15 protein-coding genes are annotated in these 26343 nt (G+C 74.4%); 10 read left to right on the forward strand and 5 right to left on the reverse strand.

Translation table 11 applies throughout. The features are described 5' to 3' along the window. Positions 1 to 11 precede the first annotated feature (11 nt). The 5 genes from K7472_RS14425 to K7472_RS14445 all read right to left on the reverse strand — a co-directional run bounded on the left by K7472_RS14425 (position 12) and on the right by K7472_RS14445 (position 6921). The gene (locus tag K7472_RS14425; RefSeq protein WP_222977882.1) at positions 12 to 1151 is read right to left on the reverse strand and encodes an FAD-dependent oxidoreductase; all 1140 of its coding nucleotides are present in this window, start codon (positions 1149 to 1151) and stop codon (positions 12 to 14) included. 116 nt (positions 1152 to 1267) lie between these two features. Next, complete coding sequence (locus tag K7472_RS14430; protein WP_222977885.1) at positions 1268 to 1963, reverse strand: TetR/AcrR family transcriptional regulator; 696 nt, start codon at positions 1961 to 1963, stop codon at positions 1268 to 1270. A gap of 102 nt (positions 1964 to 2065) precedes the next feature. After that, a complete protein-coding gene (locus K7472_RS14435; protein WP_222977887.1) occupies positions 2066 to 2683 on the reverse strand; it encodes a helix-turn-helix transcriptional regulator in 618 nt (205 codons plus the stop codon). Between the two features lie 254 nt (positions 2684 to 2937). Then, a complete protein-coding gene (locus K7472_RS14440; protein WP_308013913.1) occupies positions 2938 to 3546 on the reverse strand; it encodes a helix-turn-helix transcriptional regulator in 609 nt (202 codons plus the stop codon). Positions 3547 to 4005: 459 nt separating this feature from the next. Next, complete coding sequence (locus K7472_RS14445) at positions 4006 to 6921, reverse strand: AAA family ATPase (protein ID WP_222977891.1); 2916 nt, start codon at positions 6919 to 6921, stop codon at positions 4006 to 4008. Positions 6922 to 7084: 163 nt separating this feature from the next. Here K7472_RS14445 and K7472_RS14450 point away from each other — a divergent pair, with 163 nt between their 5' ends. From K7472_RS14450 to K7472_RS14495, 10 genes are all read left to right on the forward strand, one after another. After that, a complete protein-coding gene (locus K7472_RS14450) occupies positions 7085 to 9934 on the forward strand; it encodes an AAA family ATPase (RefSeq protein WP_308013914.1) in 2850 nt (949 codons plus the stop codon). A 183-nt stretch (positions 9935 to 10117) separates the two neighbouring features. Next, entirely contained in the window at positions 10118 to 14089 is a 3972-nt protein-coding gene (gene eccCa / locus K7472_RS14455; RefSeq protein WP_222977895.1) for a type VII secretion protein EccCa, read from the forward strand. 45 nt (positions 14090 to 14134) lie between these two features. Further along, positions 14135 to 15541 (forward strand): type VII secretion integral membrane protein EccD, encoded by a 1407-nt coding sequence (gene eccD / locus K7472_RS14460; protein WP_222977897.1) that lies wholly within the window; start codon positions 14135 to 14137, stop codon positions 15539 to 15541. Positions 15542 to 15551: 10 nt separating this feature from the next. Beyond that, positions 15552 to 16880, forward strand: coding sequence for a type VII secretion protein EccB (eccB, locus tag K7472_RS14465; protein WP_222977899.1), 1329 nt, complete (start codon positions 15552 to 15554; stop codon positions 16878 to 16880). Continuing rightward, entirely contained in the window at positions 16877 to 19705 is a 2829-nt protein-coding gene (locus K7472_RS14470; RefSeq protein WP_308013915.1) for a hypothetical protein, read from the forward strand. Before eccB ends, K7472_RS14470 begins: the two co-directional genes overlap by 4 nt. Beyond that, entirely contained in the window at positions 19702 to 23088 is a 3387-nt protein-coding gene (locus K7472_RS14475) for a right-handed parallel beta-helix repeat-containing protein (RefSeq protein ID WP_222977901.1), read from the forward strand. Before K7472_RS14470 ends, K7472_RS14475 begins: the two co-directional genes overlap by 4 nt. A 77-nt stretch (positions 23089 to 23165) precedes the next feature. After that, positions 23166 to 23498, forward strand: a complete 333-nt coding sequence (locus K7472_RS14480) for a WXG100 family type VII secretion target (RefSeq protein ID WP_222977903.1) — start codon at positions 23166 to 23168, stop codon at positions 23496 to 23498. Between the two features lie 116 nt (positions 23499 to 23614). Beyond that, positions 23615 to 23905, forward strand: coding sequence for a WXG100 family type VII secretion target (locus K7472_RS14485; RefSeq protein WP_222977906.1), 291 nt, complete (start codon positions 23615 to 23617; stop codon positions 23903 to 23905). A gap of 6 nt (positions 23906 to 23911) precedes the next feature. Further along, a complete protein-coding gene (locus tag K7472_RS14490; protein WP_222977908.1) occupies positions 23912 to 24556 on the forward strand; it encodes a hypothetical protein in 645 nt (214 codons plus the stop codon). Positions 24557 to 24803: 247 nt separating this feature from the next. Continuing rightward, positions 24804 to 26300, forward strand: coding sequence for a WXG100 family type VII secretion target (locus K7472_RS14495; protein ID WP_222977910.1), 1497 nt, complete (start codon positions 24804 to 24806; stop codon positions 26298 to 26300). Positions 26301 to 26343 lie beyond the last annotated feature (43 nt).

The following is a 26343-nucleotide window of genomic DNA, read 5'->3' on the forward strand; positions in this document are numbered from 1 at the left end:
CTCGGGCCCGCCTAGTGCTCCACGGGCCGGGCCGTGAAGAAGTCGATCATGGTCTCCAGGCCCCGTTCGCCGAACATGTCCCGCAGGCTGTCGGCGGACTCGGCGGCGGACGTCTCGCCGCGCGGGAACAACGCCATCTCGTAGGCGGACAGGGCCGCTTCGGTGTCGCCGGGGTGGGCGGTGATCGCCAGGGCGAGTTCGGCTCCGTCGAACATGGCCGCGTTGGCGCCCTCTCCAGCGAAGGGCGACATCAGGTGGGCGGCGTCGCCCAGCAGCGTCACGCCGGGAACGCGGTCCCAACGGTGGCCGACCGGCAGGGCGTTGACCCGGCGCGGCGTGATCGTCTCCGCGTCGGCGACGAGACCGCGCAGGCCTTCGTCCCACCCCTCGAAGTGGGCGAGCACCGCGGCCTTGGCGGCGGCCCGGTCACCGAAGTCGACCGTGTCGGGCCAGCCCTCGTCGGCCTTGAGCGCGGCGTAGACGTGGAGGCTGCCGTCGGACTCCCGGTGCGCGAGGAGGCCGCGCTCGTGCCCCAGGCAGATGAAGAAGCCCCCGCCGACGAGTGCCGCGCTGCGCGGGTGGCGGCTGTCGGCCTCGAACAGGTCGGTCTCCACCAGGCAGATGCCCGTGTAGGCGGGCCTGGCGTCCGAGACCAGCGGGCGCACACGGGACCAGGCGCCGTCCGCGCCGACGAGCAGGTCGGTGGTGACGACGGAGTCGTCGGCGAAGGTCACCTCGTGGCGACCGTCGCCCAGCGCACGGGCGCCGGTGGCCTTCCTTCCCCAGTGGACCGTGCCGTCCGGCAGGGAGTCCAGCAGCAGGTCGCGCAGGTCCCCGCGGTCGACCTCGGGGCGGCCGCCCGCGCCGTCGTCCTCGTGGGAGACGTGGACCGTCCCGTCCGGGCCGACCAGGCGCATGGCCTGACCGCCCTCATGGACGATCCCGCGGAAGTCGTCGTACAGACCCGCGGCCCGCAGCGCCCGCTGCCCGTTCTCCTCGTGGATGTCGAGCATGCCGCCCTGGGTGCGGACCTCGCGTGACGCCTCCGATTCGAAGACGGCGGCCTCGACGCCGCCCACGCGCAGGACCCGGGCGGCCGTGAGACCGCCGAGACCCGCGCCGATGATCGCGATGGGGTAGTGGGTGCTCATCTGATGCCTCCGGTCCTGAGTGCGGCCTGCTGACCCGACCAGCGTAACGAACATGTTCGTAACGAACAAGTTCGTCATGGGGCATGCTTTGACACCGCCCCGTGTACCCGACCGGATCAGTCCGTGACGCCGGGGACGGGGGTGTGGGTGATGCCGTTCACGAGGACGTCGAAGCTCCACCGCATGCGGTCGGCGGGGGAGCCGCCGATCAGGGCGGGCATGTGGGCCGCGATCGCCGGGTGGGTGGTGGGGTCCGCGGTGCGCAGGGCCCGGACGGTGGCGTTCCACTCGTCCTCGTGGGCGGGGTCGTGCTTCTGCGTGGAGTGCTCGGCGGCGCTCGCCGTCGCGTGCTGAAGCAGTTTGTCGGCACCCCAGGCGACCTGCCCCTCGGCCGCTCCGCTGCGCGCGAGGAGATCCAGGACGCGTTCCACCAGCCGCAGGTAGTTCTCCCCGCTGGGGCGCGCCACGAGGGCCGAGCGGGCGAGCTGGGGGTGCTCGAACAGCACGGAGGTGTACGAGGTGAGCACGGCCAGGAGCCGGTCGCGCCAGCCGTCGCCGCCGCTCTCGCCGGTCAGGTCGACCTCTCCCAGCAGGGCGTCCAGCACGGCGGCGTGCAGTTCGGCGGTGTTGGCGACGTAGACGTAGAGCGAGGCCGGTCCGGTGTCCAGTTCCTGCGCCAGGCGCCGCATGGTCACCTTCTCCAGCCCGTCGGACCGCATGATCCGCACGGCCGTGGCCACGATGCACGAGCGGGACAGGGCGGGTTTCGCCGGCCGCTCCCGGCGGCTGACCGGCTCGGTTCTCGGAGTCATCCCACGATCGTAACGAACGCGTTCGTGGCGCGAGGTGTCTCGCTCGCGGGGTGCGGGACGCGTGGCCCCTGGGTGCCGTGCGGGACGCGTGGCCCTGAGGCGTCAGATGAGGCCGGTGCGTATCGCGTGGGAGACGGCGTGGGCCCGGTTGCGTACGCCGAAGCGTTTCATGACCCCGTACAGCGTGTACTTGATGGTGCGTTCGGAATAGCACAACTCCGCCGCGATCTCGGCGAGTTCACGGCCCTCGCTGATCAGGCGCAGGACGTCCCGCTCCCGCTCGCTGACCTGCGACGGGGGCCGTTCCGCCGCGGCGTGGGCTTCGCACCGGGTGCCCTGTGGGTGTCCGGCGGGATCCTCCTCGATGTCGTGGGGGAACGACGTGTCCCCCCGCGCGACGGCCAGGACCGCCGAGGTGAACCTCGCGGGGGAGAAGTCGCCGTGCCACAGCACCGCGCGTACTCCGTGGCCGATCGCCACCGGGACCTCGATCCGCCACCGCTGTCTGGCGATGACCAGGAACCGCGTGCCGGGGGCGTGGTCGGCGGCCAGGCCGTGCAGCGTCTTCAGCAGGGAGTCGTCCGCCGTCTCCACGGCCACCACGGTCACGTCCACGTCCTGCGGCGCGGCCGTCGCGTCGACCTCCGACAGCCGCTGGTCCTGCCGCAGGCCACTGGTCAGCCCGGCGCGCACCACGGCGTCCGTGGTGTGAATCGCCACCCGGACCGTCCCGGCCCGCGGTGCCCCGGGAACGCGCCGGTCGCGGGGGCACGGGCGAAGCCTTCGGTGGTCGTCGTCGACGTACAAGTCAGCGCTTCCTTCTTCCTGCGCCGGTCGCGGTGTCACGCGCGGGCGGGTGCCGGGGAGGCGTCACGGGACCCAATTTCCTGATTCACTAGATGACTAGTTAATTGGTGTCATGTTCCAGCCATCGTTGTCAAGCGGCGTCCGGGGCCGGCCGGTGGGGGCGGCCCTCAGATCAGGCCCGCGCGGATGGCGTAGGAGACGGCATGTGCCCGGTTCCGCAGTTGCAGGCGCTTCATCAGGCTGTAGAGGGTGTACTTCACCGTTCGTTCCGAGTAGCACAGCGCGGTCGCTATCTCGGACAGCTCCCTGCCCTCGGACACCAGCCGCAGCACGTCCACCTCACGAGGACTGACGCCGGAGGAGGTCAGGCCGTGCGGGCCGAGTACCTCTCGTTGCGTCCACTGGACCTGCTCCATCAACGTCCCCAGGAGGGTGGGCGGGAGACTGCCGCCGCCGTCCGCGACCGTCAGGAGGGTGCGGACGAAGGTCGTCGGCGTGAAGGCGTCGCGCCACAGCACGGCACGCACCCCCCGGTCGATCGCCGCGGAGACGTGGGCCTGCCAGCGCCGTCCAGCGACGACGAGGAAACGTGCGTCGCCCTTGCCGGCCAGGGAGCCCAACTCCTCCAGGGCGGCGGCGTCGACGGTGTCGAAGGCCGTGACGACGGCGTCGGCTTCGTGCAGCCGATCCGCCGGGACCTCTTCCAGACGGCGGTCGTGCTGGAGGAAGCTGACCAGCCCCTCCCGGATGACGGCGTCGGATGAGTGAACCGCCACACACACGGTGTCGGCGAGTGTCGGGTGGGGCATTTCTCCCCCATCGGGAAGTCGTCCTTGAGGTTTCGTGGCGATGATCGTGCCACGCGGACCTCGGCCGACCGGCTTCCCCGACCCCCTCACCGGCTAAGGACAGGGAAACCTGGCACGAATACCGGAGCGGTAATGGCGACGGCTTGTACAAACGGGCAAAGTCACCGCTCGGCGCTTGCCCACCCCGGTTTCGCACCGCAGCATGGACAACCGGGACGCGCGCGGTCGGCGAGCCTCCATCTGCCGCCCGACCAGCGACGGTTGTGCTTTCCGGTGATCCGCGGAAGCCGCGGTGCCCGGCATGAAATCGCTTTCCCGGATTTCTGCCGGGCCCTGCGGCCGCCGTCCTTTCGGCGTTCCGGAAATTCCGCGGACACTCCCGGACCGCGCCGCGCGCCGAAGAACTCGGGCGCGCCGCACGACCGTTCACCGCCCTCCCTCACCGAGCGGGTCGCCGGTGAGCATGGCCGAGACGAATTCGGTACGGGACCGTAGGCCGGTGCGGGCGAAGAGCCGCGTCAGGCGGTTGGCGACGGCGTCCTCGCTCAGCCGCAGCACGGTGGCGATCTGCCGGTTCGTCAGCCCGTCGGTGAGCAGGGCGGCCAGCAACCGCTCGTTCTCCTCGGCCGACTGCTTGCGGCCGGGGACGGCCAGCCCGGCCGCGCGCATCGCGCTCCTGGTGTGGAAGCGGCGCAGCGCGGCACCGGTCTCGCCGAACAGTTCGTACGCCTCGTGGAGCAACTCCGGGCGGTCGGCCCCCCGGGCGGCCGCCGACAACGTGACGGCGGTCTCGAACGGCTGCCCGCGCGAGCGCGCCAACTCCACCGCCTCGTGCAGCATGTCGCGAACGTCGTCGGAGCCGTACCGCCCCGCCAGCCGGGCCGACGCCAGCAGACGCAGCAGCCGGGTCCGTTCGTTGCCGGTGCGCGCGGCGACGTCCTCCAGGCGCCGCAGGCTCGCCGCCGCCTCGCCGGGCCGGCCCGCCGCCACCTGGACCACGGTGAGAGCCGCCGCCAACTCGTCGGTCCCGTGCACGTAGCCGCGCGCGTCGGCCGCCCGCAGCCCGCGCCGCAAGACCTGACCGGCCGCCTCGGGCCGGCCCAGGGCACTGAGCACCGCGCCGTCGGCGAGATCGAGGAACACCTCCAGCGGGCCGTCGCCGTCACCGCGCGCGCGGTCGATCAGACGGGCGGCCGCCGCCGGTCTGCCCTTCGCCACCAGGATGGCCGCTGTCCGCGCCGGAAGCAGATGGTGGTGCGGGGCCGGGGCGAACGTCTGCTCCTTGGCGAACAGCCAACGGGACAGCGCCATCGCCTCGTCGCACCGGCCCTGGAGGTGCAGCAGGAGGAAGCGGCTGTGAGCGGGAAGCGCCTCGGGCGTCAACCCGCGGGCCCGCAGCAGGGACGTCGTCCCGGCCAGGTCGCGGACGCCGAGCAGCAGCTCGCAGTACGCGGCCGTCATCGCGTACACCAGGTCGGGCGGAACGCCGGGGCCCTGCGGTGGTAGCAGGGTGACGGGGAGCGAACCGGGCGTGCCCCGCACCACGTTGCCGACCGCTCGCGCCAGGTCGGGCAGCAGCCTGCCACGCGCACCGGTGGCCCACTGGGCCCGCGTCCGCGAGAGCAGGTCCACGGCCTCCTGCCACCGCTCCGCCAGACACAGGGCCAACGCCTGCGCGGGAACGGCCGCCACGGCGGGCAGCGACAGGGCCTCCCACCACCGGGCCGAGCCCATCCGCGACAGCCGCGGCCAGTCCTTCCCGGCGGCGGTCGCGCCGACCAGGAGGTTGGCGATCTCCTGGAGTTCGGGTCCGCTCAGGGCGTCGGACGGAGCCCGCAGGATCGTCTCGGCCGCACCGCCCGCGGTGCGGTGATCGCCCACCACCCAGGCGCCCTTGGCGCACCGCAGAAGCGCCAGTTCGCGGGCGGCGGGATCCTCGATCAGGCGCAGCGCCGCCCGCAGCCACCGCAGCATGCGGCGGTCCTCGTGGTCCGGGTGGAGGGCGTCCGCCGCGGCGGTCAGCTCCGACACGGCGCGGTCGCGGTCGACGAGACCGCCCGCGTCCACGATCCGTTCGAGCAGGTAGGTCTGCGCTTCGGCCTCATCGACGATCAACGCCGGTCTGTCCGGCCCCACTTCGCCACCGGTGCCGTCCCCCGCGGCCCACAGCGCCTCCACCGCGGCGGCCGACAGCCTCGCGCGCGACAGCGGCCCTGACCGTTCCCTGACGGTGTGCTCCACCAGCGGCGAGCGGAACGTCCAGCCGCGCGCGAAGTGCGCCTCCCGCCACGGCAGTTCGTCGAGGACGCCCACCGCCACGAGACGGCCCGTGCACGCGGCGACCTCCCGCTCGGACAGACCGGTGGACCGCGCCGCCATCGTCGCCGCCGTGCGGCCGAGCGGCCACAGCACGCTCAGCGCCGCCGCCACCGCGGCGCACGGCTCACCGAGCCCGCCCAGTGCCCTCATGAACCGGTCGTCGTCCGGCAGCAACGGTGTCGGCGCGTCCGGGGCCAGGAACGCGTGACCGTCGGCGACCCGTACCGCGTCCCGCCCCGCCCATGCGGACAGCAGCGCGTCGGCCGCCGCGGGGACGCCCCGGGTGAGCGCGAACACCCGCTCCACCAGCGCCGCGTCGGGCACCGCCTGCAGGCGCGGCGCCGTCAGGTCGGCGATCTGACCGGGGGTGAGGCACGGCAGGGCGATCGTGCGCGAGACGCCGTGCCCCGCCGGCGGGCCGACGGCACGGCCCCGGGGACCCGTCGCGACCGGGCCGCCCCCGGGGGTGTGGCGCAGCGACGTCACCACCAGCCGGACGCCCGGCGGGGGCACCCGGGCGGTGACGGTGCCCAGCACGTCGAGGGAGGCCGGGTCCGCGTGCTGGACGTCGTCCACGACCACCGCCACCGGCGCGGCCTGCGTCAACGCCGTCACCAGGGCGTCGGCCACGGCCGTCCGGTCGCCCCTGTCCACGGCGGACACCGCCTCGGCCCGCAGATCCGGCCGTACCCTCCCGGCGGCCGACCGGTGTTCCCACGCGGCCACCACCACCCGCAGCGCCAGCAGGAGCGGATCGCGCTCGTCGCCGTCCCGGCAGGCCAGGGGCAGGACCAGCCGACCGCGTCCCCGCAGCCGTTCGGCGGCGGCGTCCGCGAACGCCGTGCGGCCCGCGCCCCGTTCGCCCTCCACGACCATCACCCGCGGCGCGTCCGGGTCGTCGATCCACGCGTCGAGCTCCGCCAATTCCCGGTCGCGGCCGACCAGTCGCAGGTGTCCGAGGTGCGTCCGGCCAGCCGTGGCCCCGTGCTCCGGCCCGACGTCCTGCGCCCGGTCACCGGCCACGGCACTCCTCGACTACGCGTCGTCACCGGACGGGTACGCCCGGCGCCTGTGGCGCGTCCGGTGCGCCGGTCCCGCCGAAGGCTGCATTATGGCCGCTTCAACGAAGACGTCACGACCGGCGGGGGCCGAGCCGGTCGCCGTAGGCCGAAGGCGGGTCGAGACCGTGGTGGAACGCCGTGCACCCCTCATCGGGCGGGACCGCGAAGTCGCCGTGGTCGCCGAGGCCCTGCGCCCGGCCCCGACGGCGCGCACCGTCCTGGTCACCGGCCCCGCCGGAGCGGGCAAGACCGCCGTCCTGGACGAGGCCCGGCAGACGGCCGCCCGGGAGGGCACCAAGATCCTCAGGATGACGTGGGAGGACACCGCCGAGCCCGCGGGACCGGCGGCGCTGGCCGACGCCGTCAACGCCGTGCTCGCCAAGGTCCACGACGGCCGGCTCCCGGCCCGCGTCACCGCCGTGCGCCGGGCACGGCTGCGCCTCGACGACGACCGGAGCGGCGAACTGCCGCTGCTGTCCGTGCTGGGCGAGACCCTGGCGGACGCGGCGCACCACGTCCCGTTCGCCCTCGTCCTCGACGACGTCGACCGCATACCCGCGCCGACGGCGTCGGCCCTCCGGCTGATGCTGCGCGTGTTCCGCCCGGTGGGCCTGCCCGTGGTGCTGGCCGGCCGCCCGACACGGGCGTGCGCGGCCGACACGCCGGACCTCGCCACGGCCGCCGACCACGTGCTGGACCTGGCACCGCTCCCGCCGGACGACGTCGGCGGCCTGGTCGCCCAGCGCCTCGGCCGCCCTCCCGAGCCGTTGCTCGTGGCGGCGGTACGACGCTGCCTCGGACCGCTGGCCGGACGTCCCGCGGCCGTGCTGTCGGTGCTCACCGCCGCGCGGGAGGACGGCCGACTGCTCGACCTCGACGGCCGCGTCGGCCTGACCGGGGCCGAGGAGGACCTCCGCCTCGGCACGGACGCCGCGTCCCTGTGTCCGGTCACGGCCGACGCGACGGACACCGCCACCGTCCTGGCGCGCCTGCTGCACCGGGCCGACCTGCGGGTGGAGGACCTGCACGCCCTGGCCGGGCCCGGCCGGTCACCCGGCGCCGACCTGGGCCGGGCGGTGGACCGCCTGGTGGAGGAGCGCGTCGTGACGGCGGACGGCGACGGCAGGCTCTCCTTCGCCGTCCCCGCGCTGGCGGCGGCGCTGCGGGCCGGGCCCACCGGCCACGACCCGCGGCCGGTCCACGCCGCCGTCGTCACGGCGGTGACCCGGCGGCTGGCCCCCGCCGACGCCGGGGCCTCCCACCCCTCACTCGCCGACCACGTCGTGGCCGCGGGCACCGCGCTGGACGACACGGTGGCGGTGCCGTTGCTGCTGGCGGCGGCCCGCCGGGACGCCAGGGCCCACCACCCGCGGGCGGCGCGCGCCTACCTGTCCGCACTGGGCCGCCTGTCGCCCGACGACCCCGCGGCACCGCGCGCGCTGTGCGCGGCCGCCAGGCTGGGGCTGGAACGCGGTGATCACCGCGGGGTGCTGGCCCTGGGCGGGCCGCTGCTCGCCGCCCTGCGCCGAACCGCGCCCGAAGCGGCCGACGAACGGCTGGAGTTCGCCACCACCGCCTGGGCCCTGTCCGCGCTGCACGAGCACCGGCCGCCGTGCGAGGCCACCCCCGCGGACGTCCTCGACGAGGCCCTGCGACGGACACCCCGCGCCGCCATGCTCACCGCGCTCGGCGGCCGGTACGGGATCGGACCGCTCGCACCGTGGCCGCCGAACTCCCACCCCGCGGCGACTGGCGGCCGGTCGCGGGAGCCCGGAGGAGGCCCGCTGCCGTCGTACGCGGAGCTGCGGACGCTGGCGGTCGCCACCGGCAGACGCGACGGCCTGGCGAGGGCGCTGCGCGGCCTGCCGGTGGAGGCGGCGTGGGAGGTGGCGGTCGGCCCGCTGCGGGACGCCGCGGCGTACGGGGACCTGGCCGGCGCCCTCGAGGCCGTGCTGGGCGAACGCCACCTGAGCGCGGGTCACAGCCGCGCCGACCGCTACCACACGATGGTGCGCGACTACCTCGCCGGGAACTGGGACGCCGCCCTGACGGCCGCCCGCGACATCGAGGCGCGCGGCCGCGCCGACGAGTCGCCCGTCGGCGGATGGCTGCCCAGAGCGCTGGCAGCCGAGATCCACTGCTTCCGCGGCGATCTGGCACGGGCCCGCGAGTGGCTCGACCGGATCCCCGGGACCGCCGTGCACCCGCTGATCGCCCGCGCCCGCCTCGGGGTGCGGTACTGGTCCGGACAGCAGGAGACGGCGCTGCGGGAGGCGTGGCGCGACGTACGCCGGGCGCGCGAGGGCGGACTGCTCGCCGGACTCGACAGGGTGCTGCTGCGCATCCTCGAGTTCGCCGAGGAGGCCCGGCCCCAGCAGGCGCGCCAGGCCCTGGAGGAACTGGCCGCGCTCCACCAGGAGATGGCCACCGCCACGACGCGCGAGGCGTTGTCCGTCGCCCGCGGCGTGGTGCACCGGGACGCGGGTGCCGCGTACGACGCCCACCGCTCCGCCGAACGCCGCGGCGACCGGCACATGCAGCTGTACTGCTGCCTCGTCCTGTCGGAGGTGGGCGACGACCCCCAGCACTGGCTGGCCGAGGCGGCACGCCACACGCACCGGATGGCACTCGGGCGGCCCGGGCGCCTGCTGCTCAGCCGGTCGGCACGTCGCCACAACGTGCCGATGCCGAGGGGGCGTTCGGCCCGGCAGGGCCTGAACGAGGCGGAGGTGCGACTGATCACCATGGTGAGCGAGGGCGCGACCAACCGGCAGATCGCGGCCCGTCTGGCGTGCAGCGAGAAGACGGTGGAGCAGCGGCTGACGCGGCTCTTCCAGCGCACCGGCCGCCGCTCGCGGGTGGAGTTGGCGGCGGCCTGGCTGGACGGAAGCCTGGCCGGACTCGGCCGGGTGCCGGACCTCCCGCCGGACGGCACGCACACGCCCGGACGGCGCTCCACCGCGTCCGGCGGCTGAACACGCAGGCAGAGTCGGCTGTTCGTACGGACACCCGGCACCGCGCCCGGGCCGTCCGGTGGCCCGCGCGTTCCTAGGGTGGGCGGGCAGCCCTGCTGCGGCCCCTTCGGTCACCGGTCCCGGCGCGAGACGTCGGCGCCGCGTCGTGCCGTGCAAGACCCCACGCCCGCCGGAGTCAGCCCCATGAGCACCATCGTCGTCAAACGCCAGGCCCGCGTGCCCGGGCCCGAGGCCCCCGAGGGCCGGATCGAGCTGGCCGAGCCCCCGGTGCTCGGTGAGCCCGCCGTCGCCGACCTGAGCACGGCCATGGTGTACCTGCCGATGGCGCTGGGAGTCGGCGCGATGGCGATGATGTTCACCGTCGGCGCCCGTTCCCCGTCCACCTACATGATGTCCGGGATGATGGGCGTCGCCATGATGAGCATGGGGCTCGGCCAGCTCGGCAGGCGCGGCGCGGACCGCAGACGCCGGATGCGCGCCGAACGCCGCGACTACCTGCGCTACCTCGCCCAGTTGCGGATCCGCGCCCGGCAGGCGGCGGCCGAGCAGCGTGCCGCGGCCCGCTGGGACAACCCGGCCCCGCAGGACCTGTGGTCGCTCGCCCGCGGCCCGCGGCTGTGGGAACGGCGGGCCGGACACCAGGACTTCGCGCAGGTGCGCATCGGCCTGGGGACCCGGCGCGCCTCCCTGGTCCTGGTGCCACCGGAGACCAAGCCGGTCGAGGACCTCGAACCGCTGTCGGCCGTGTCGCTGCGGCGCTTCACCAAAGCCCACCAGTCCGTCGACCACCTGCCGGTGCCCGTGCCGCTGCGGCGGTTCACCAGCGTGGAGTTCGCCGGCGACGGAGCCTGCGCGCTGGACCTGCTGCGGGCCATGATCGGGCAGCTCGTGGTGCTGCACTCGCCGGACGAACTGCGCGTCGCGCTGCTGACCGACGCCGTGGGCCTGACCGAGTGGGACTGGCTCAAGTGGCTGCCGCACAACGCCCACCCGCGCGAGGAGGACCCCGCCGGGCCGCTGCGCCTGGTGGCGGACGACCACGACACGTTGCTGGACCTGCTCGGTGCCGAGGTCACCGACCGCCCGGACCACGAGCCCGACGCGACGCCGCGGCTGGGGGAGCCGTTCGTCGTGGTCGTGGCGTACCGGACGCACATCCCGGAGACCTCCCGGCTGCTCGGCGCCGGTCTGCGCAACGTCGTCCTGCTGGACGCCACCGGCGCGATGACGGGCGGACCCGAAGTGCTGCGGCTGACCGCGCGGGACGGCGAGGTGGAGTACCCGGCGGGCACCACCCAGGTCACCGCCGCGGCCGACGCCCTGTCACCGGCCGCGGCCGACGCCCTCGGCCGGGTCCTGGCCCCCCTGCGCACCGCCGGCGGCGTGGACCTCGTCGAGGCGCCGCTGGAGACCGACTTCGACCTCACGGCACTGCTCGGGGTGCGCGATCCGCGCTCGTTCGACGTGGCCGCGCTGTGGCGCACCCGCACCCCGCAGAGCGCCCGGCTGCGCGTCCCCATCGGCATCACCGAGGACAACGAGGTGCTGGAGCTGGACCTGAAGGAGTCGGCGCAGGCGGGCATGGGGCCGCACGGGCTGCTGATCGGGGCGACCGGCTCCGGCAAGAGCGAGCTGGTGCGCACCCTCGTCGTGGGGCTCGCCGCCACCCACTCCTCGGACGTGCTGAACTTCGTGCTGGTGGACTTCAAGGGCGGCGCGACGTTCCTCCACATGGACCGGCTGCCGCACACCTCCGCGGTCATCACCAACCTCGCCGACGAACTCCACCTCGTCGACCGGATGCGCGACTCCCTCAACGGCGAGATGATCCGCCGTCAGGAACTGCTGCGGGACAGCGGCTACTCCTCGCTGTACGAGTACGAGAAGGCGCGGCTGGGCGGAGCGGCGCTCGCACCGTTGCCTTCGCTGGTGATCGTCGTCGACGAGTTCTCCGAACTCCTGGCGAACAAACCCGAGTTCGTCGACCTGTTCGTGACCATCGGCCGCCTGGGCCGCTCGCTGGGCGTGCACCTGCTGCTGGCCTCTCAACGGCTCGACGAGGGCCGCATCCACCGGGTCGAGGGCCACCTGTCGTACCGGATCGCCCTGCGCACGTTCTCCTCCATGGAGTCCCGCAGCGTCATCGGCGTGGGCAGCGCCTACGAACTGCCCTCCTCGCCGGGCAACGGCTACCTGAAGATCGACACCACCAACCTGGCGCGCTTCAAGGCCGCCTACGTCTCCGGTCCCTGCCCCGAGCCCAGTGGCGGTTCCCGCGCCGCCCAGCCGCAGGCCGCGGCCGACGACGCCTCGGGCATCGTCGCCTTCGGAACGCAGCAGCGCCGGCCCGCCGCACCCGACGCCCTCGCACCGGCCGAGGAACTCACCGCCCTCACCGGACCGCAACCCGAGCCCGCGCAAGAGGACACGGTCAGCCTGCTGGAGGTCCTCGTGGAGCGGCTGGAGGGCGCGGGCCCGCCCGCGCGCCAGGTGTGGCTGCCGCCCCTCGACTCCTCGCCCAGCCTCGACCACCTGCTGCCCGGCATCGTCCCCGACCCGGTACGCGGCATGAGCGCGAGCGAGCACCCGGCGCTCGGCGGGCTGCGCGTCCCGCTCGGCCTGATCGACCGGCCCTACGAGCAGTTGCGCGAACTGATGGTCGCCGACCTGTCCGGCGCCGACGGCCACGTGGCGCTCGCCGGCGGTCCGCAGACCGGCAAGTCCACGATGCTGCGCACCCTGATGCTGTCGCTCGCCCTCACCCACACACCGGCCGAAGTGCAGTTCTACTGCCTCGACTTCGGCGGTGGCGGCCTGCAGTCCACCGCCGGGCTCCCGCACGTAGGGTCCATCGCCACCCGCCTGGAACGCGACCGGGTGCAGCGCACCGTCGAGGAGCTGACCCAGCTGCTGGAGGCCCGCGAGCAGCGCTTCACCGACCTGGGCCTGGAGTCGATGACGGCCTACCGGCGACTGCGGGGGAGCGGGGAGATCGACGACCCCTACGGCGACGTCTTCCTCGTCGTCGACCACTGGTCCACGCTCCGGCAGGACTTCGAGGACCTGGAACCGCGCATCATCGACCTGGCCGCCCGCGGCCTGTCGTTCGGGCTGCACGTCGTCGCGTCCGCCATGCGCTGGTCCGAGATCCGTCCCGCCGCACGCGACCTGTTCGGCACCAAGTTCGAACTCCGGCTCGGCGACGCCATGGAGTCGGAGATCGGGGCGAAGGCGGCCGGCAGCGTCCCCCACCAGCCCGGTCGAGGCCTGACCCGGACCGCGCACCACTTCCTGTGCGCCCTGCCGCGACTGGACAGCTCCAGCGACACCGGGGACCTGACCACCGCCACCAAGTCCGCGGTCGCCGAGATCGACACGTTCTGGACCGGTCGGCCCGCGCCCGGCGTGCGCCTGCTGCCCGCCAGGCTCCCGCTCGACAGACTCCCCGCCCCCGACGGCGACCTGCGGCTGTGCCTCGGCTGGGACGAGCAGCGGCTGGCCCCGGTGTGGCACGACTTCCGGACCACCCCGCACCTGATGGTGTTCGGCGACAACGAGACCGGCAAGACGAACGTGCTGCGCCTGGCCATCGACGCGATCCTGCGGCGCTACACGCCCCAGGAGGCACGCATCCTGCTCGCCGACACCCGCCGCGACCTGCTCGGCGCCGTACCGGAGGAGTACCGCGTGGGATTCGCCGTCGACGGGGAGGCGCTCACCCGACTCGCGGGCAGCGCCGCGGTGTCGGTGGGCAAGCGCGTCCCCGGACCCGACATCACCCCGGAACGCCTCGCCCGGCGGGACTGGTGGACCGGGCCCAGGCTGTTCCTGGTCGTCGACGACTACGACCTGTACGGCGGCGGACCCGGATCCGGCTCCCCCCTGGCCGACCTGGCCCCGATGCTCGCCCACTCGGCCAACATCGGCCTGCACATGGTGATCTCGCGCTCCACCTCGGGAGCCACCCGCGCCATGCTCGACCCGGTGCTGCGCCGCGTGTGGGAACTGGGCAGCCCGGCGCTCCTGCACTCTTACCCCAAGGAGGAGGGGAAGTTCATCGGCGAGGCCAGGCCGCGCACCCTCCCGCCGGGCCGCGCCCAACTCGTCACCCGGCGCGGCGTGCGGCTGATGCAGGTCGGACACGCCGGCCCCTGACGCGCGCCCCGACCCGGCCCGCGTCCCCCACCCTTCAGGAGCACCATGACGACCGCCCTTCCCGCCCCCCAAGCCCCCGGGGCGGTCAGCCCCGAGGTGTGCCGGCTGACCGTCGCGGGACCGGCCGGACGCGCCGACCTCGCCGTGCCGGTCACCACGACCGTCGCGACCCTGCTGCCCGCGCTCTCCCGCCACCTGCCCGCGCAGCCGGGCCGGCCGACGGGGGCGTGGACGCTGCAACGGCTCGGTGAACCCCCGCTGGACCTCGACGCCACACCGCGCAGCGCGGGTCTGGTCCACGGCGACGTGCTGTACCTGCGCACCGTGGACGACCCGATGCCGGAGCTGACCTTCGACGACATCGCGGACGGCGTCTCGCACGCCGTCGCCGAACGCGCCAACCGATGGCGGCCCGAGCTGACCCGCGGCCTGTTCCTCGCGCTGGCCTGCGTCGTCCTCGCCGTGCTGGCCGTGGCCGTCGGCACGTTGGGCGGGGACACCGCGACACCGGTGCTGTACGCCGTCGCCGCCGTGGCCCTCGGCGCCGGGTGCGCCGCCGACCGGCGCCGTCCCGCGGACCGCACGGCCGCGCTCATCACCGGTGGGGGAGCCGTCGTCTTCGCCGCGCTCGCCGGGCTGACCGCCGTGCACGGCGTCCACGGACTGACCCGCCCCCGGCCCGTCGACCTGATGACGGCCGGAGGCTGCGCCGCGGCCGTCGCGGGCGCCCTGCTGCCCGTGCCACGCCTGCGGTCCGCCGTCTCCGGGACCCTGCTGCTCACCGCGGCGCTCACCCTCGCCACCGGCGCCGCCGCCACCCGGTTCGGCGGCGACATCGGGCACGGCGCGGCCACCGTCGCCGTCGCCGCCTTCCTGCTCGGGCACCTCGCGCCGCGCACCTCGCTGCGGCTCGCCCGCATCCGCGTACCCCAACTGCCGCGCAACGCCGCCGAACTCCAGGAGGACACCGCCCCGCACCCCGAACGGCAGGTCACCCGGCGGGCCATGACCGCCGACAACGTCCTGACCGCGATCAGCGTCTCCACCGCACTGCTGTGCACGACCGCGTTCGCCCTCCTGCTCGGCCGAAACGACTGGATCGGGTGGCTGTTCCCCCTGGTGTTCTCCGCCGCGCTGCTGCTGCGCGCCAAGAACCTCAACGCGACCTGGCAACGCATCCCGGGCACCGTCTGCGGCACGCTCGGCCTGCTGAGCGTGGTGCTGACGTGGGCCGAGGGTTCGTCGACCGGCCCGCGGTGCGCGCTGCTGGCCGGCCTGCTGCTCGCCGCCGGGTTGCTGCTGGCCGGTGCCTGGCGGCTTCCCACCGCCCGGCTCCTGCCGATCTGGGGACACCTGGCCGACATCCTCGAACTCGTCACCGCGCTCGCGCTGTTGCCGCTGCTGCTGCAACTGCTCCACGTCTACGCACACGTCCGCGCAGCGGTCGGCTGAGGAGGACGCCGTGCAAAGCCGCCGTGACCATCTCCAGGCCTACCAGTTCGCCACCGGCCGACTGGCCTCCTCCCTCGTGACGGGCGACCCGGGCACCGGTGAGGCGCCCATGCGCCGCTCCGGGCTCGGCGCCACCTTCGGCATCCTGCTGACCGTCCTGCTGGTCGTCGTCGCCGCTGTCTACGGACTGCTCAAGCCGGTCAGGAGCACCGCGTGGGCGCGCGACGGCGCCCTGATCGTGGAGAAGGAGACCGGCAACCGCTACCTGTACTCCGGCGGGCTGCTGCACCCCACCGCCAACTACGCCTCCGCGCTGCTGGCGGTCGGCAGTGGCGCCGCCGTGGAACAGGTCCCGCGCGCCGCGCTCGCCGACGTGCCGCGCGGCGTGCCGATCGGCATCCCCGGCGCGCCGGACGACGTGGCCGAGCCGACGGCGGTGCTGACCGGGGCGTGGGCGGACTGCCTTCGGCCCGGCAGCACGGGGGGCGAGGCGCTGGACTTCGCCCCGGCGACCGCCCGCCCGGTGCGCCCCGGCACGCGGGTGCTCGTCGCCGCCCCGGACGGCACCCGTTACGTGGTGTGGCACGACACCAGGTACGAAGTGGACGCGCGCTCCTCGCTGATCGCGCTGGGCCTGGACACCGAACAGCCCGTGGAGGCCACCGCGGCGTGGCTCGACGCCCTGCCGAGCGGCACGCCCGTCGCCCCGGCCGCCGTACCCGGCGCCGGTGCCCCCGGGCGCACCGTGGCCGGTTCGCCCGCGAAGGTCGGCCGCCTCTTCCGTACCGAGGTCGGCGGCGTCAGCCACTACTACGTCCTGCGGGCCGACGGCGTCGCGCCGCTCACCGCCACCGAGTCCGCGTTGCTGGCCGGTGAAGCCGGAGAAGGGCAGCCCACGCAGGTGAGTCCCGGCGACATCGCCGCCGTCCAGGCGTCCTCCGACACCTCGCTCATGCACCGCCTCCCCGACCTGCTGAACGCCCCCGACACCACCGCGGACGGCGGCGGCGCGCTGTGCCTGCTGCACCCGGTGGACGGCGGGCACGCCACGGTCGTACGGGAGACCGGCGCGGGCGCTTCACCGTCCGGAGTGCTGGTGCCCCCGGACCACGCCGTCCTGGCCCGGCCACCTGCCGGACCGGCCGACGCGGACACCCCCGACCCGTACCTGATCACCGATCAGGGCGTGAAGTACGAGCTGGTCGGCCAGGCCGCCGAGGCACTCGGCTACGGCGACCTCACCCCGCGCACCCTGCCCGCCGCCGTCCTCGACCGGATACCGACCGGCGTCCGGCTCACCCGCGCCCAGGCCCTCGCCCCCGTCCCGGGACCGAGGTGACCGTGCACCGTCCCGCGCACGAACGGCCGCCCGCACGCGGCGAGTTCACCGACCGCCTGTCCGCCCGCCTCGCCCGCGCCGCGTTGCGCGGCACCGGCCCCGCGCTGGAGTCCCGCAGCATCGGCAACGCCCTGCTGGTGCACCCGCGCGGATTCGTCGACAGCCGCGCGCTGACCTTCGCCGAGCGCCTGGCCGCCGACCCGCAGCACACCCTGGTCGTCCTCGACCTGCCCGCCAGCCCGCAGGACGCGGTGCGCGAGACCCTGGCGAAGGCGCTGGACCGCCGAGGGCGCAGCTTCCGGCTCGTGCCGGGCCGCGGTGATCGCGGGGACGTCAGCCGCACCGCGCAGTGGCTCGCCGACCGGCTGGAGCGCATGGTGCTGGCACCCGACGGCGCTGTGCTGCCCGCGGCGGGCGGCGCGCTGTTCGTCCCGGCGCACCACGGCGCGGGCTGGCTGCGCTACCGGCCGCATGTGCCGACGGTTCCGGACGCCCGGCGCTTCCCCACGCCGCACTGGGAGTTCTCGGTGCCGGACCGGCCTCGCACGACCCCCGGCGGCGGCACGCTCGAACCGCTACCCGGCGGAGTGTGGCTGCGCGGTGAGGGCGACGAGGCGAGCGCCGCAGGACACCGCGGGCGGCTGGTCGACCTGCTGGCCGGACACCCGAGACTGCTCGCCGTCGTGCTCGGCGGACCGTGTGAGTCGATGCTGCCGTTGGAGGAGGTCGCCGCGTTCTGGCGGCAACTGCCGGGCAGCGCACGGCCGTTGGTGCGGTTCGTCCCCTACGGTCCGGTCGCCGTGCCCGAGGGCGCGTCGCTCGGCCAGGCGCTCGCTGACCTGCTCGGGCAGCGCGTCGCCGTGCACCCGGGCCTCCCGGTCGCCGGGCCGCACGGCGAGGGGACCCGGATCCGTACCCTGCCGCACGACGGAGGTCCCGGCTGGCAGCCGTACGCGGAGGAGTTCGGCTTCGCGCCGCGCGCGCAGACCGGCGGCCGCCCGGCGGCTCCGGTCCCGCTGTCGGTGCGGCCACCGGTCGGCGACCTCGCGCCCCTCGGCCCGGGCGTCTACCGGTACGCGTCCGACGCCGTCCTGGAAATCGTGCAGAGCGGCCTGTGGATGCGCCCGCCCGCCGACCCGAGGGACGGCCACACCGTGCGCGCCGCGCCCGCCGACCCGCCGTCCCCGGTCGTCCTGTACGACGAGACCGACCCGGCGGTCACCGACCGCATGCGGGCCCTCGCCCACGAACTGCTGCGACGCCTGGCGCCGTCGTTCGCCCGGGACGCCCGCGTCGTCCCGTCCGGCGAGGCGGGCCGCCCCCTCGTGGACGCGATCGTGCGCACCGCTCCCGGCTCACCGGCCGCCCGGCCCGCGCCGCTGCCCACCGGATCCGGCACGGCCGACGGCTGGCTGGCGGACGGTCCGGCGGCAGGGGGGCGGTCGCCCGCGCCCGCCCCCGGCGAACACGGCACCTGGACCGACGCGCCCGCCGCACCGCCGCCCACCACGTCCGGCCCCGCCCGGCCACGAGAGCCCGAACCACGAGAGCCCGAAGGCCCGCAACAGCCGCCGCACAACGCCCCGTTGGCCGCGCAGCCGCCTGTGCCGGACATCGCGGCCCCGCCGAAGGCCACGCCGGTCCCAGGACCCGACCTGCCCGCGGCGCCGGCCGACGATCCCGCCACCGCCCGTGCGCACAACGGTCCCGCGGCGGTCCCTCCGCCCCCGCAGGACCGCCCGCCGCACGAACCGCCGACTCCCGCCGCACCGCCGCGCCCACCCACCGCACCGCGCATCCGCCTGGAGGCGTCCAGCCCGGGCCCCGCCGCCCCCGCGCCGGGCCCGACACCACGACCGCCCGGCCGTGACGGAACCGGGGCCGCCGACCGCCCGGTCTCCACCACGAGAGCGGACGCGTCACCCAGCCCGCACCTGGACCGGGCGCCCCGAGCGCAGCCCGAGCCCTCACGTGCCGCCGACATCGCGCCGTCCGACCAAGGCCTGGAGCGGGAACGCGACTGGCTGCGACGCGGTCTCGGCGAGCGCTACGACACCGCCACCGGCTTCGTCTCCCGGGTGCTGTCGGAGGCACCGGGCCTGCGCGGCGGCGCGCACCACCCCGGGCCCGACGCGCTCACCGACCTCGCGGCCGTCCACCTGTACCTGGCGGGCGCCACCTCGGCGATCGACACGGCGATCCGCACCGGAACGCCGGGTCCCCACGTCCCGCTGGCCCGATGCGCCGCCAACGGGCTGCGACGCCTGCCGTCCCACCGCGGCGCCACGCTCCTGCGGGCCACGCTCGGCGCCCGGGAGCGCGCCTGGTACGCCGAGGCGGCCGACGCGGGCACACCGGTCGTCGAGCGGTCCTTCCTCTCCGCCGCGACCACCGTCCGCCGCGGCTTGCCCGGCACCACGGACGTGCTGGTCTGGTCGCTGACCGCCCGCCGGACCGCTCTGGTGGCCCCCGACATCCCGGACCGGGTGCTGTTCGCCCCCGGAACCCGGTTCAAGGTGCTGCGCGTGACGGACGGCGACCGCCCCGCGGTACTGCTGCGCGAGATCCACGGATCCGAGGCGGAAAACGGCCGACCGGGCGGCGACCCGGCCGCGGTCGACGACATCGCCACGACCGGACTCGACCGCGTACATGCCCTGTGGCGTGAGATCGAGCAGGATCCCGGCCGTCAGGCGGGCGAACCACTGCCCGACGAACACGCGGATGTCTTCCGCGCCGCTCCCGGGCTCCTCCAGGACGAACCCGGCGGACCGCACGGGCCGGTACGGCCCGCCGCACCGCCGCAGAAAGGAGCGACGTCGTGAACCGGCAGGTTCTGCGGGTCTCCCCGACCCGGTCCGGTGCCTACCGCACCGTCTCCCAGGCCCTGGCGGCCGCCGGTGAGGGCGCGTTGATCGCCGTCGAACCCGGCACCTACGACGAGTCGCTCACCCTCGCCACGGCGGTGACCCTGTCCGCGGAAGGCGACCCCGGCAGCGTCCGCATCGTCGCGCCGGTCGGCAGTGTGGTCGTCGTGGACGCCGACGAGGTCCGGCTCTCCGGCCTGACCCTGTGCGGCTCCGACGCCAACGCCGCGGTCGTGGACGTCCGCCGCGGACAGGCCGCGCTCGACGGCTGCACGGTGACGGGTGACACGGCGTGGGCCGGCCTCGTCGCCTGGCAGTCGGGCCAACTGGCCGCCCGTGACTGCCGGGTGAGCAACCCGGGCGGCGCGGGCATCGTCGTGACCGCGCCCACCGCCAACACCGTGGAGCGCGTCACCGTCACCGACGTGGGCTCCTCGGCCGTCGTCGTCGCCGAGGACGGCCGCCTGGCGATGCGTGAGTGCACCCTGGAACGGGTCCGCGGCAACGGCATCTGCGTCAACGGCCGGGGCGGCGTCACGGTCGAGTCCACCGTGGTCGACGGCAGCGAGAAGCCCGCCGTCGTCGTGGAGGAGCACGCCGCAGCGGAACTCGTCCGCGTCACCGTCACCGGCTCCGCCGGTCTGGACGCCTACCTCACCAGCACCGGTCCGACCACCCTCACCGACTGCGCCCTGACGGGATCGGGCGGGCAGTCCGTGCACGTCAGCGGGGGAGCGGCGCCGGTGCTGCGCGACTGCGTCCTGGCGTCCGCGCGCACCAACGGCTTCCAGGCGACCGGCGGTTCCACGCCCCGGCTGGAGCGGTGCGAGATCGTCGGCGCGCCGCTGGCGGTCCTCGTCGACGACGCCAGCGAGGCCGTGTTCGAGAGCCTGCGGATCACCGGGGCGACGCGCACCGCGATCCAGGTCTGCGGCGGTGCCACCGCCGGATTCAGGGACTTGTCGGTCACGGAGGGCTCCGGGGGCCTGCGGGCCGCCGGGGCCGCGCGCGTCGAGCTGCTGCGGTGCGACCTCGACACCGGCGGTGCCACCGGCGCCGAGGTGACCGAGGGCGCCGGCCTGCGCTGCGAGGACGTGCGGCTGCGCAGCACCGCCGACTGGGCGCTCACCGTCTCCGGCGGCGCCCGCGCCGAACTGGAGTCGTCCACCGTGACCGGGGCCGGTGTCCTGGCGGGCCCCGACGGCGAAGTCGCTCTGCGCGAGGCCGAGTTGGCGGACTCCCACGGCGACGGCGTACGCGTACTCGGAGGCGGCAGCCTCACCGCGACCGGCTGCCGGGTGCACGACGCCAAGGGGCACGGCGTCAACGTGCAGTCCTCGGGTCGCGCCGACCTCGGCGACTGCGCGATCACCGGGAACGGCGGCGACGGGGTGCGCAGCAACTCCGAGGAACCGGTGACCGTGCAGCGGTGCGAGGTGACGGACAACGGCGGGACGGCGGTCCACCGGCTGCGTGACGGGGAGGACCCCGGCAAGCCCTCCCCGGCCCCGCGGCACGACCGCTCCGCGAGCGGGGCCGCCGGGCAGGCCACGAACGCCGTGCGGGACGACCGGCGCGCCGCCCCGGCGGGGGCGGGCACGCTCGCCGAACTCGACGCCCTCGTCGGCCTGGAGAGCGTCAAGCGCGAGGTCACCGGCCTGATCAACCTCAACAAGATGACGCAGCGGCGCGAGGAACTCGGCCTGCCGATGCCGCCGATGAGCCGCCACCTGGTCTTCGCGGGCCCGCCCGGCACCGGCAAGACCACCGTCGCCCGGCTCTACGGCGCCGTCCTGGCCGAACTCGGCATCCTCAGCCAGGGCCACATCGTCGAGGTCTCGCGCTCCGGGCTGGTCGCGCAGATCATCGGCGGCACCGCCATCAAGACGACCGAGGTGTTCAACAAGGCCATCGGCGGCGTGCTGTTCATCGACGAGGCCTACACCCTCACCAACCAGTCCAAGGGCAGCGGCCCCGACTTCGGCCAGGAGGCCGTCGAGACGCTGATGAAGCTCATGGAGGACCACCGCGACGAGATCGTCGTCATCGTCGCCGGATACTCCGAGCAGATGGGCCAGTTCCTGGAGTCCAACCCCGGGATGGCCTCGCGCTTCTCGCGCACCGTGGAGTTCCCCAACTACGAGGTCCCCGAACTCGTCACCATCGTCCAGGGTCTGTGCGCCAAGCACTACTACGAACTGGACGACTCGGCCCTCGACGCGCTCACCCGCTATTTCGAGACCATCCCGAAGGGACCCACCTTCGGCAACGGCCGCGTCGCCCGCTCGGTGTTCGAGACCATGATCAGCAACCAGGCCTCGCGGTTCGCCGCCGAACCACCCCACGACACCGCTGCCCTCAACCGCCTGCAAGCGGGTGACATCGGCCCCCTCCCGGAACCGGCGAGGTCCGACGACGCGGGGCGGGCACCCGGCGGCACGGACGGACGGCAGGAGGAGACACCGGCCTCCCGGCGGCCCGAACCCCCGCCCGCCGAACCCCCGCCCGCCATGCGCCGGTTGGCGGCCCTGAGCGGCCTGGGCGACGTGCGCACCGCCGTGCTCGCACGCGTCAACGACCTCGTCGCCGCCACCCGCGCCGGCGAGCCGCTCGGTCCGGCCGCGAACCTCGTACTCGCCGGTGAACCGGGCAGCGGACGCCGCGCGGTGACCACGCTGTACGCCAAGTGCCTCGCGGAGACCGGGATCCTGCCCCACGGAGCGGTGCACCACGCCGCCCTCTCGCAGATCCCCACCCGCTGGCCCGAGGAGGCGGGCGCCTTCACCGCCGACCTGTTCGCCGAAGCCCGGGGCGGGGTGCTGCGACTCGACCTCGACGCCGCCTTCACCGACCGGACCGATCAGGAGCGCACCGCCGTGTGGAACGCCCTGGCCGCAACCGCCCCGCACGCCCCGGACACCGCGCTCGTCCTGCACGGCGGCCACCAGGAACTGCGGGAGGCGTTGCGCGGGCGCGACGAGGTGACGCGCTGCTTCGCCCAGTACCTGAGGTTCCCGCCGTACACCGCCGAGGAACTGACCGCCCTGGTCTGCCGCAGGCTCGTCGCGCGCGGCTACCGGATCGACGACGCCTCCCGGGCCATCCTCGCCGCGCGGCTCGCCGCCCAGCCGCCGACCGACGGCGCCTGGGGCGCGCACCGACTGGCCGACCGCATGGCGCAGCGGGTGACCTCGCCGACGCTGCGGCTGCGCGCGCCCCGCGACCGCTCCGGCGATCCAGGACCTGCGACCCCGTCGAACACACAGGCACAGCCGCCTGTACCGGAAGGCAACGAAGCCCGCGCCGCGTTCCTCGCGGGCGCGACGCCGGGAAACGATTGACCGGCACCTGACCTGCCGTGCGTTCACGGTGCTTGAACCTGCCGTGCGTTCACGGTTCCCGAACGAGAGGATCAGCGATGGCCACCCAGTCGACCAATGTGGACATCGCGGGAATGAAGGCGGCGCAGCCGCACTTCGAGACCGCGCTCAGCGAGACCAGCCGCGTCTACAGCAGCATGCAGGACCAGGCCCAGACCCTGGAGGCCAGCTGGACCGGTGACTCCGCGCAGACCTTCGTCGGCGCGCTCAACCAGTGGCTGGAGAACTGCAACGTCGTCAAGCAGCAGCTCCAGGTCGTCACCCAGAAGCTGGAGGCGAACACCGGCAACTACCAGCGCGTCCACACCGACGCCAGCGACCAGAGCAGCGCGCTGCGGCAGGCCGTCAGCGCCGGACTGCCCGGCTTCTGACCCGGCCGCGGTACGGCCGGCCGGAGCCCCGGCACCCGTTCCCGCACCGTTCGCACAAGCCCACCGCGCTCAGCGTTTGACCGCTTTCACCGCTTTCAACGTGTAAGGAAGCCAGCATGACCACGTATTCGGTCAGCCACCAGCAGATGCAGTACGTCGGCGGCGAGATGGAGACCATCACCCGCAACATCCAGTCCACGCTGACGAACCTGGACGACGCCGCCAAGCAGAACCTCGCCCAGTGGTCGAGCGACGCCCGGGACGCGTACAACGTCGCCAAGGCGAAGTGGGACGCCGCCGCCGCGCAGATGCAGCACCAGGCCCAGACGGCGACCCAGGCGCTGGGCACCATCGACGGCTACTACACCAGCGGCGAGAAGTACGGCGTCAGCCTCTGGGAGCAGTGACCGACCGTGGTAACCGGGCCGAACGTCTACGGCCGGCAGACTCCGGTGCACACCGCCACCCAGAGCCAGCCCCAGGCGTACAACGGCAGCCCTTACAGCGACAGTACGGGGCACGTCAGCCCCGGCACGATCCCGGCGGCCCCCGTGGTCCCGCCGACGCCGGGCCCCGCGGGCCCCACGTCGGTGGACACCTCGTCGCTCAGGAAGTTCGCCGACAACCTGGACACCCTCGCCGACATGCTGGGCACCGCCCGGGACCGGGTGGGGCAGATCCCGGATCTGGCGGCCGGCGCCTTCAAGGAGGCGAAGGACCTCCAGAGCGCGGTCACCGGCGGTGAGCCGGCCTCGGCGCCCAGCAGCTCGGGTTCGAGCAGCTCGGCTTCGAGTGGCTCCGGATCGGGCTCGACTCCGAGTCCGCCCCCGGCCTCGACCGACGATTCCGTCGACGGCCGTGGCGGCCTCAGGGGCAACTACCACAAGGCGCTGCACGACCTGCGGCAGGTGCTGATGGACACCGCGCAGAACGTGCGGACCCTGGCCTCGAAGTACGCGAACATCGAGGACATCAACCAGAAGGCGGGCAAGGACCTCAACCAGCTGATCACCACAGCGCAGAAGGACTTGCAGCCCCTCATGAACGACCAGTTCTGACCGTGGCCGTTCCCCGGCCCCCGAACGAGCCCGGCGTACGCGGCGGCCCGATCGGGGGCTGCGGGCGGGTGCCCGGTCCGGCATCCCGGGCCGGGCACCCGCCCAGGGGGGACACGGTCGTCGTACAGGAGGACCACGGGTCGTCCGGCCGTCGCGCCGGGGGCCCGGACGAGCATGTTGGCGGCGCGGCGCCGGTGACCCGGGCGGCGTGCCTCGCGAGTGGCGGGCGAACGGGAGCGCGGACGGCATGGCCGACGGGAACGACCAGACCTACAGTGACGACAACTCCGACGGTTTCACGACCGATTCGGACGGTACGTGGGCGACCGACGACGGCGACACCACGGGTGACTACAGCGACTGGGACTGGCGCAAGATCATGGCGGCGATCTGCGGCGGCTCCGCCTACACCGGCGACACCGCGAACACCCGGCGCGCACAGCAGTACTCCGACCCGCAGACCCTCCAGACGGCAGCCGACACCCTCGCCTACGTGGAGGGGGTGCTCCAGGAGGTGGCCCGGGCGATCTCCGAGCAGACGGACGCCTTGACGGGTGAGCACGGCCCCTGGCAGGGAGCGGCGGCCACGGCGCTGAACGGGGCGATGACCGGTGTGGCCCGGCAGACCCAGCAGATGGCCGACGTACTGTCCGGCGGTGTGACCGGCGACCAGAACGTCCCGCAGCAGCTCGCGAACGACGCCCAGAACCTGCGCGACGCGATAGCCAAGGTCAACGACATCGACACCTGGTACGCCCGGCAGGCCGTCGAGGTGCGACCGGACCTCCAGATGGACAACGGGCTGGTCATGGTCAGCAAGGACCAGCAGATCGTCACCATGATGAGCAACGACATGCGCAAGGTCCTCCAGACACTGGCCCAGCACTACACCCTGAGCAAGGACTCCGTCTCCCAGCCGAGTTCGCCGTCCAACCCCAACAGTCCTGGCTCTCCCGGCTCTTCCGGGTCCCCGGTCACTTCGGACTACGGCGCCGACTCCGGCTATGGCTCCGGTCAGTACGGGGCCGTGGGGGATGGTTCGGGGTACGGGTACGGGTACGGGTACGGCCAGGACGACGACGGGGACGACTTCGGGTACGGGTCGGACGGGGCGCCGGACGGTGGAGGCGACTTCGCGGACGGCCAGGACTCAGGGGGCGTTCTCGGACCGGGCGGTTCCCAGGACGACGAGTACTACGGCGGCGCGGACCAGGATCCGTACGGCGACGTGGGCCCGGGGGAGGACTACGGCGACTACGGCTCGTCCCAGGTGGCGCCGGGCCCGCGGGTGGTCGTCGCACAACAGCCCGCACCGGCCGAGCAGGATCAGACGGGCGCCGCGTATCCCACACCGCGCTTGGTGTCGGTGGAAGCGCTGCCGCGCACGGGAGTCGTGGGATCGGCTGCCGGGGCAGATCAGTTGACGCCGGTGGAGGGGACGCCGCGTATGGGGGTCGTGGGATCGGGTTCCGGGACGGATCAGTTGACGCCGGTCCAGGAGACGCCGCGTATGGGAGTCGTGGGATCGGCCTCCGGGTCGGACCATTTGACGCCGGAGGAAGGGGTGGCGCGCACGAGTCCGGTGGCAACGACCCCGGTGGCACACCAGTTGACGCCCGAGGAAGGGGTGCGGCGCCCGAGCCCGGTCCAGTCCTTTTCCGACGGCCCGCAGCTGGAGCCGGTGAGCGGCCGGCCGAGGACGGACGACCGGCAGCCCGAACCGGCCGGGCTGCCCGGCTTCTAGGCAGCACCGCAGGACACCGCGCCGTACGGCCGGCGCGGCGGCG

Source organism: Streptantibioticus parmotrematis, assembly GCF_019890615.1.
GTDB lineage: Bacteria > Actinomycetota > Actinomycetes > Streptomycetales > Streptomycetaceae > Streptantibioticus_D > Streptantibioticus_D parmotrematis.

What these genes read in the sequence shown, in the direction of transcription:
- K7472_RS14425 (WP_222977882.1), bottom strand. Translation starts at nt 1,151, where the DNA reads ATGAGCACCCACTACCCCATCGCGATCATCGGCGCGGGTCTCGGCGGT.
- K7472_RS14430 (WP_222977885.1), bottom strand. Translation starts at nt 1,963, where the DNA reads ATGACTCCGAGAACCGAGCCGGTCAGCCGCCGGGAGCGGCCGGCGAAA.
- eccCa (WP_222977895.1), top strand. Translation starts at nt 10,118, where the DNA reads ATGAGCACCATCGTCGTCAAACGCCAGGCCCGCGTGCCCGGGCCCGAG.
- eccD (WP_222977897.1), top strand. Translation starts at nt 14,135, where the DNA reads ATGACGACCGCCCTTCCCGCCCCCCAAGCCCCCGGGGCGGTCAGCCCC.
- K7472_RS14480 (WP_222977903.1), top strand. Translation starts at nt 23,166, where the DNA reads ATGGCCACCCAGTCGACCAATGTGGACATCGCGGGAATGAAGGCGGCG.
- K7472_RS14485 (WP_222977906.1), top strand. Translation starts at nt 23,615, where the DNA reads ATGACCACGTATTCGGTCAGCCACCAGCAGATGCAGTACGTCGGCGGC.
- K7472_RS14495 (WP_222977910.1), top strand. Translation starts at nt 24,804, where the DNA reads ATGGCCGACGGGAACGACCAGACCTACAGTGACGACAACTCCGACGGT.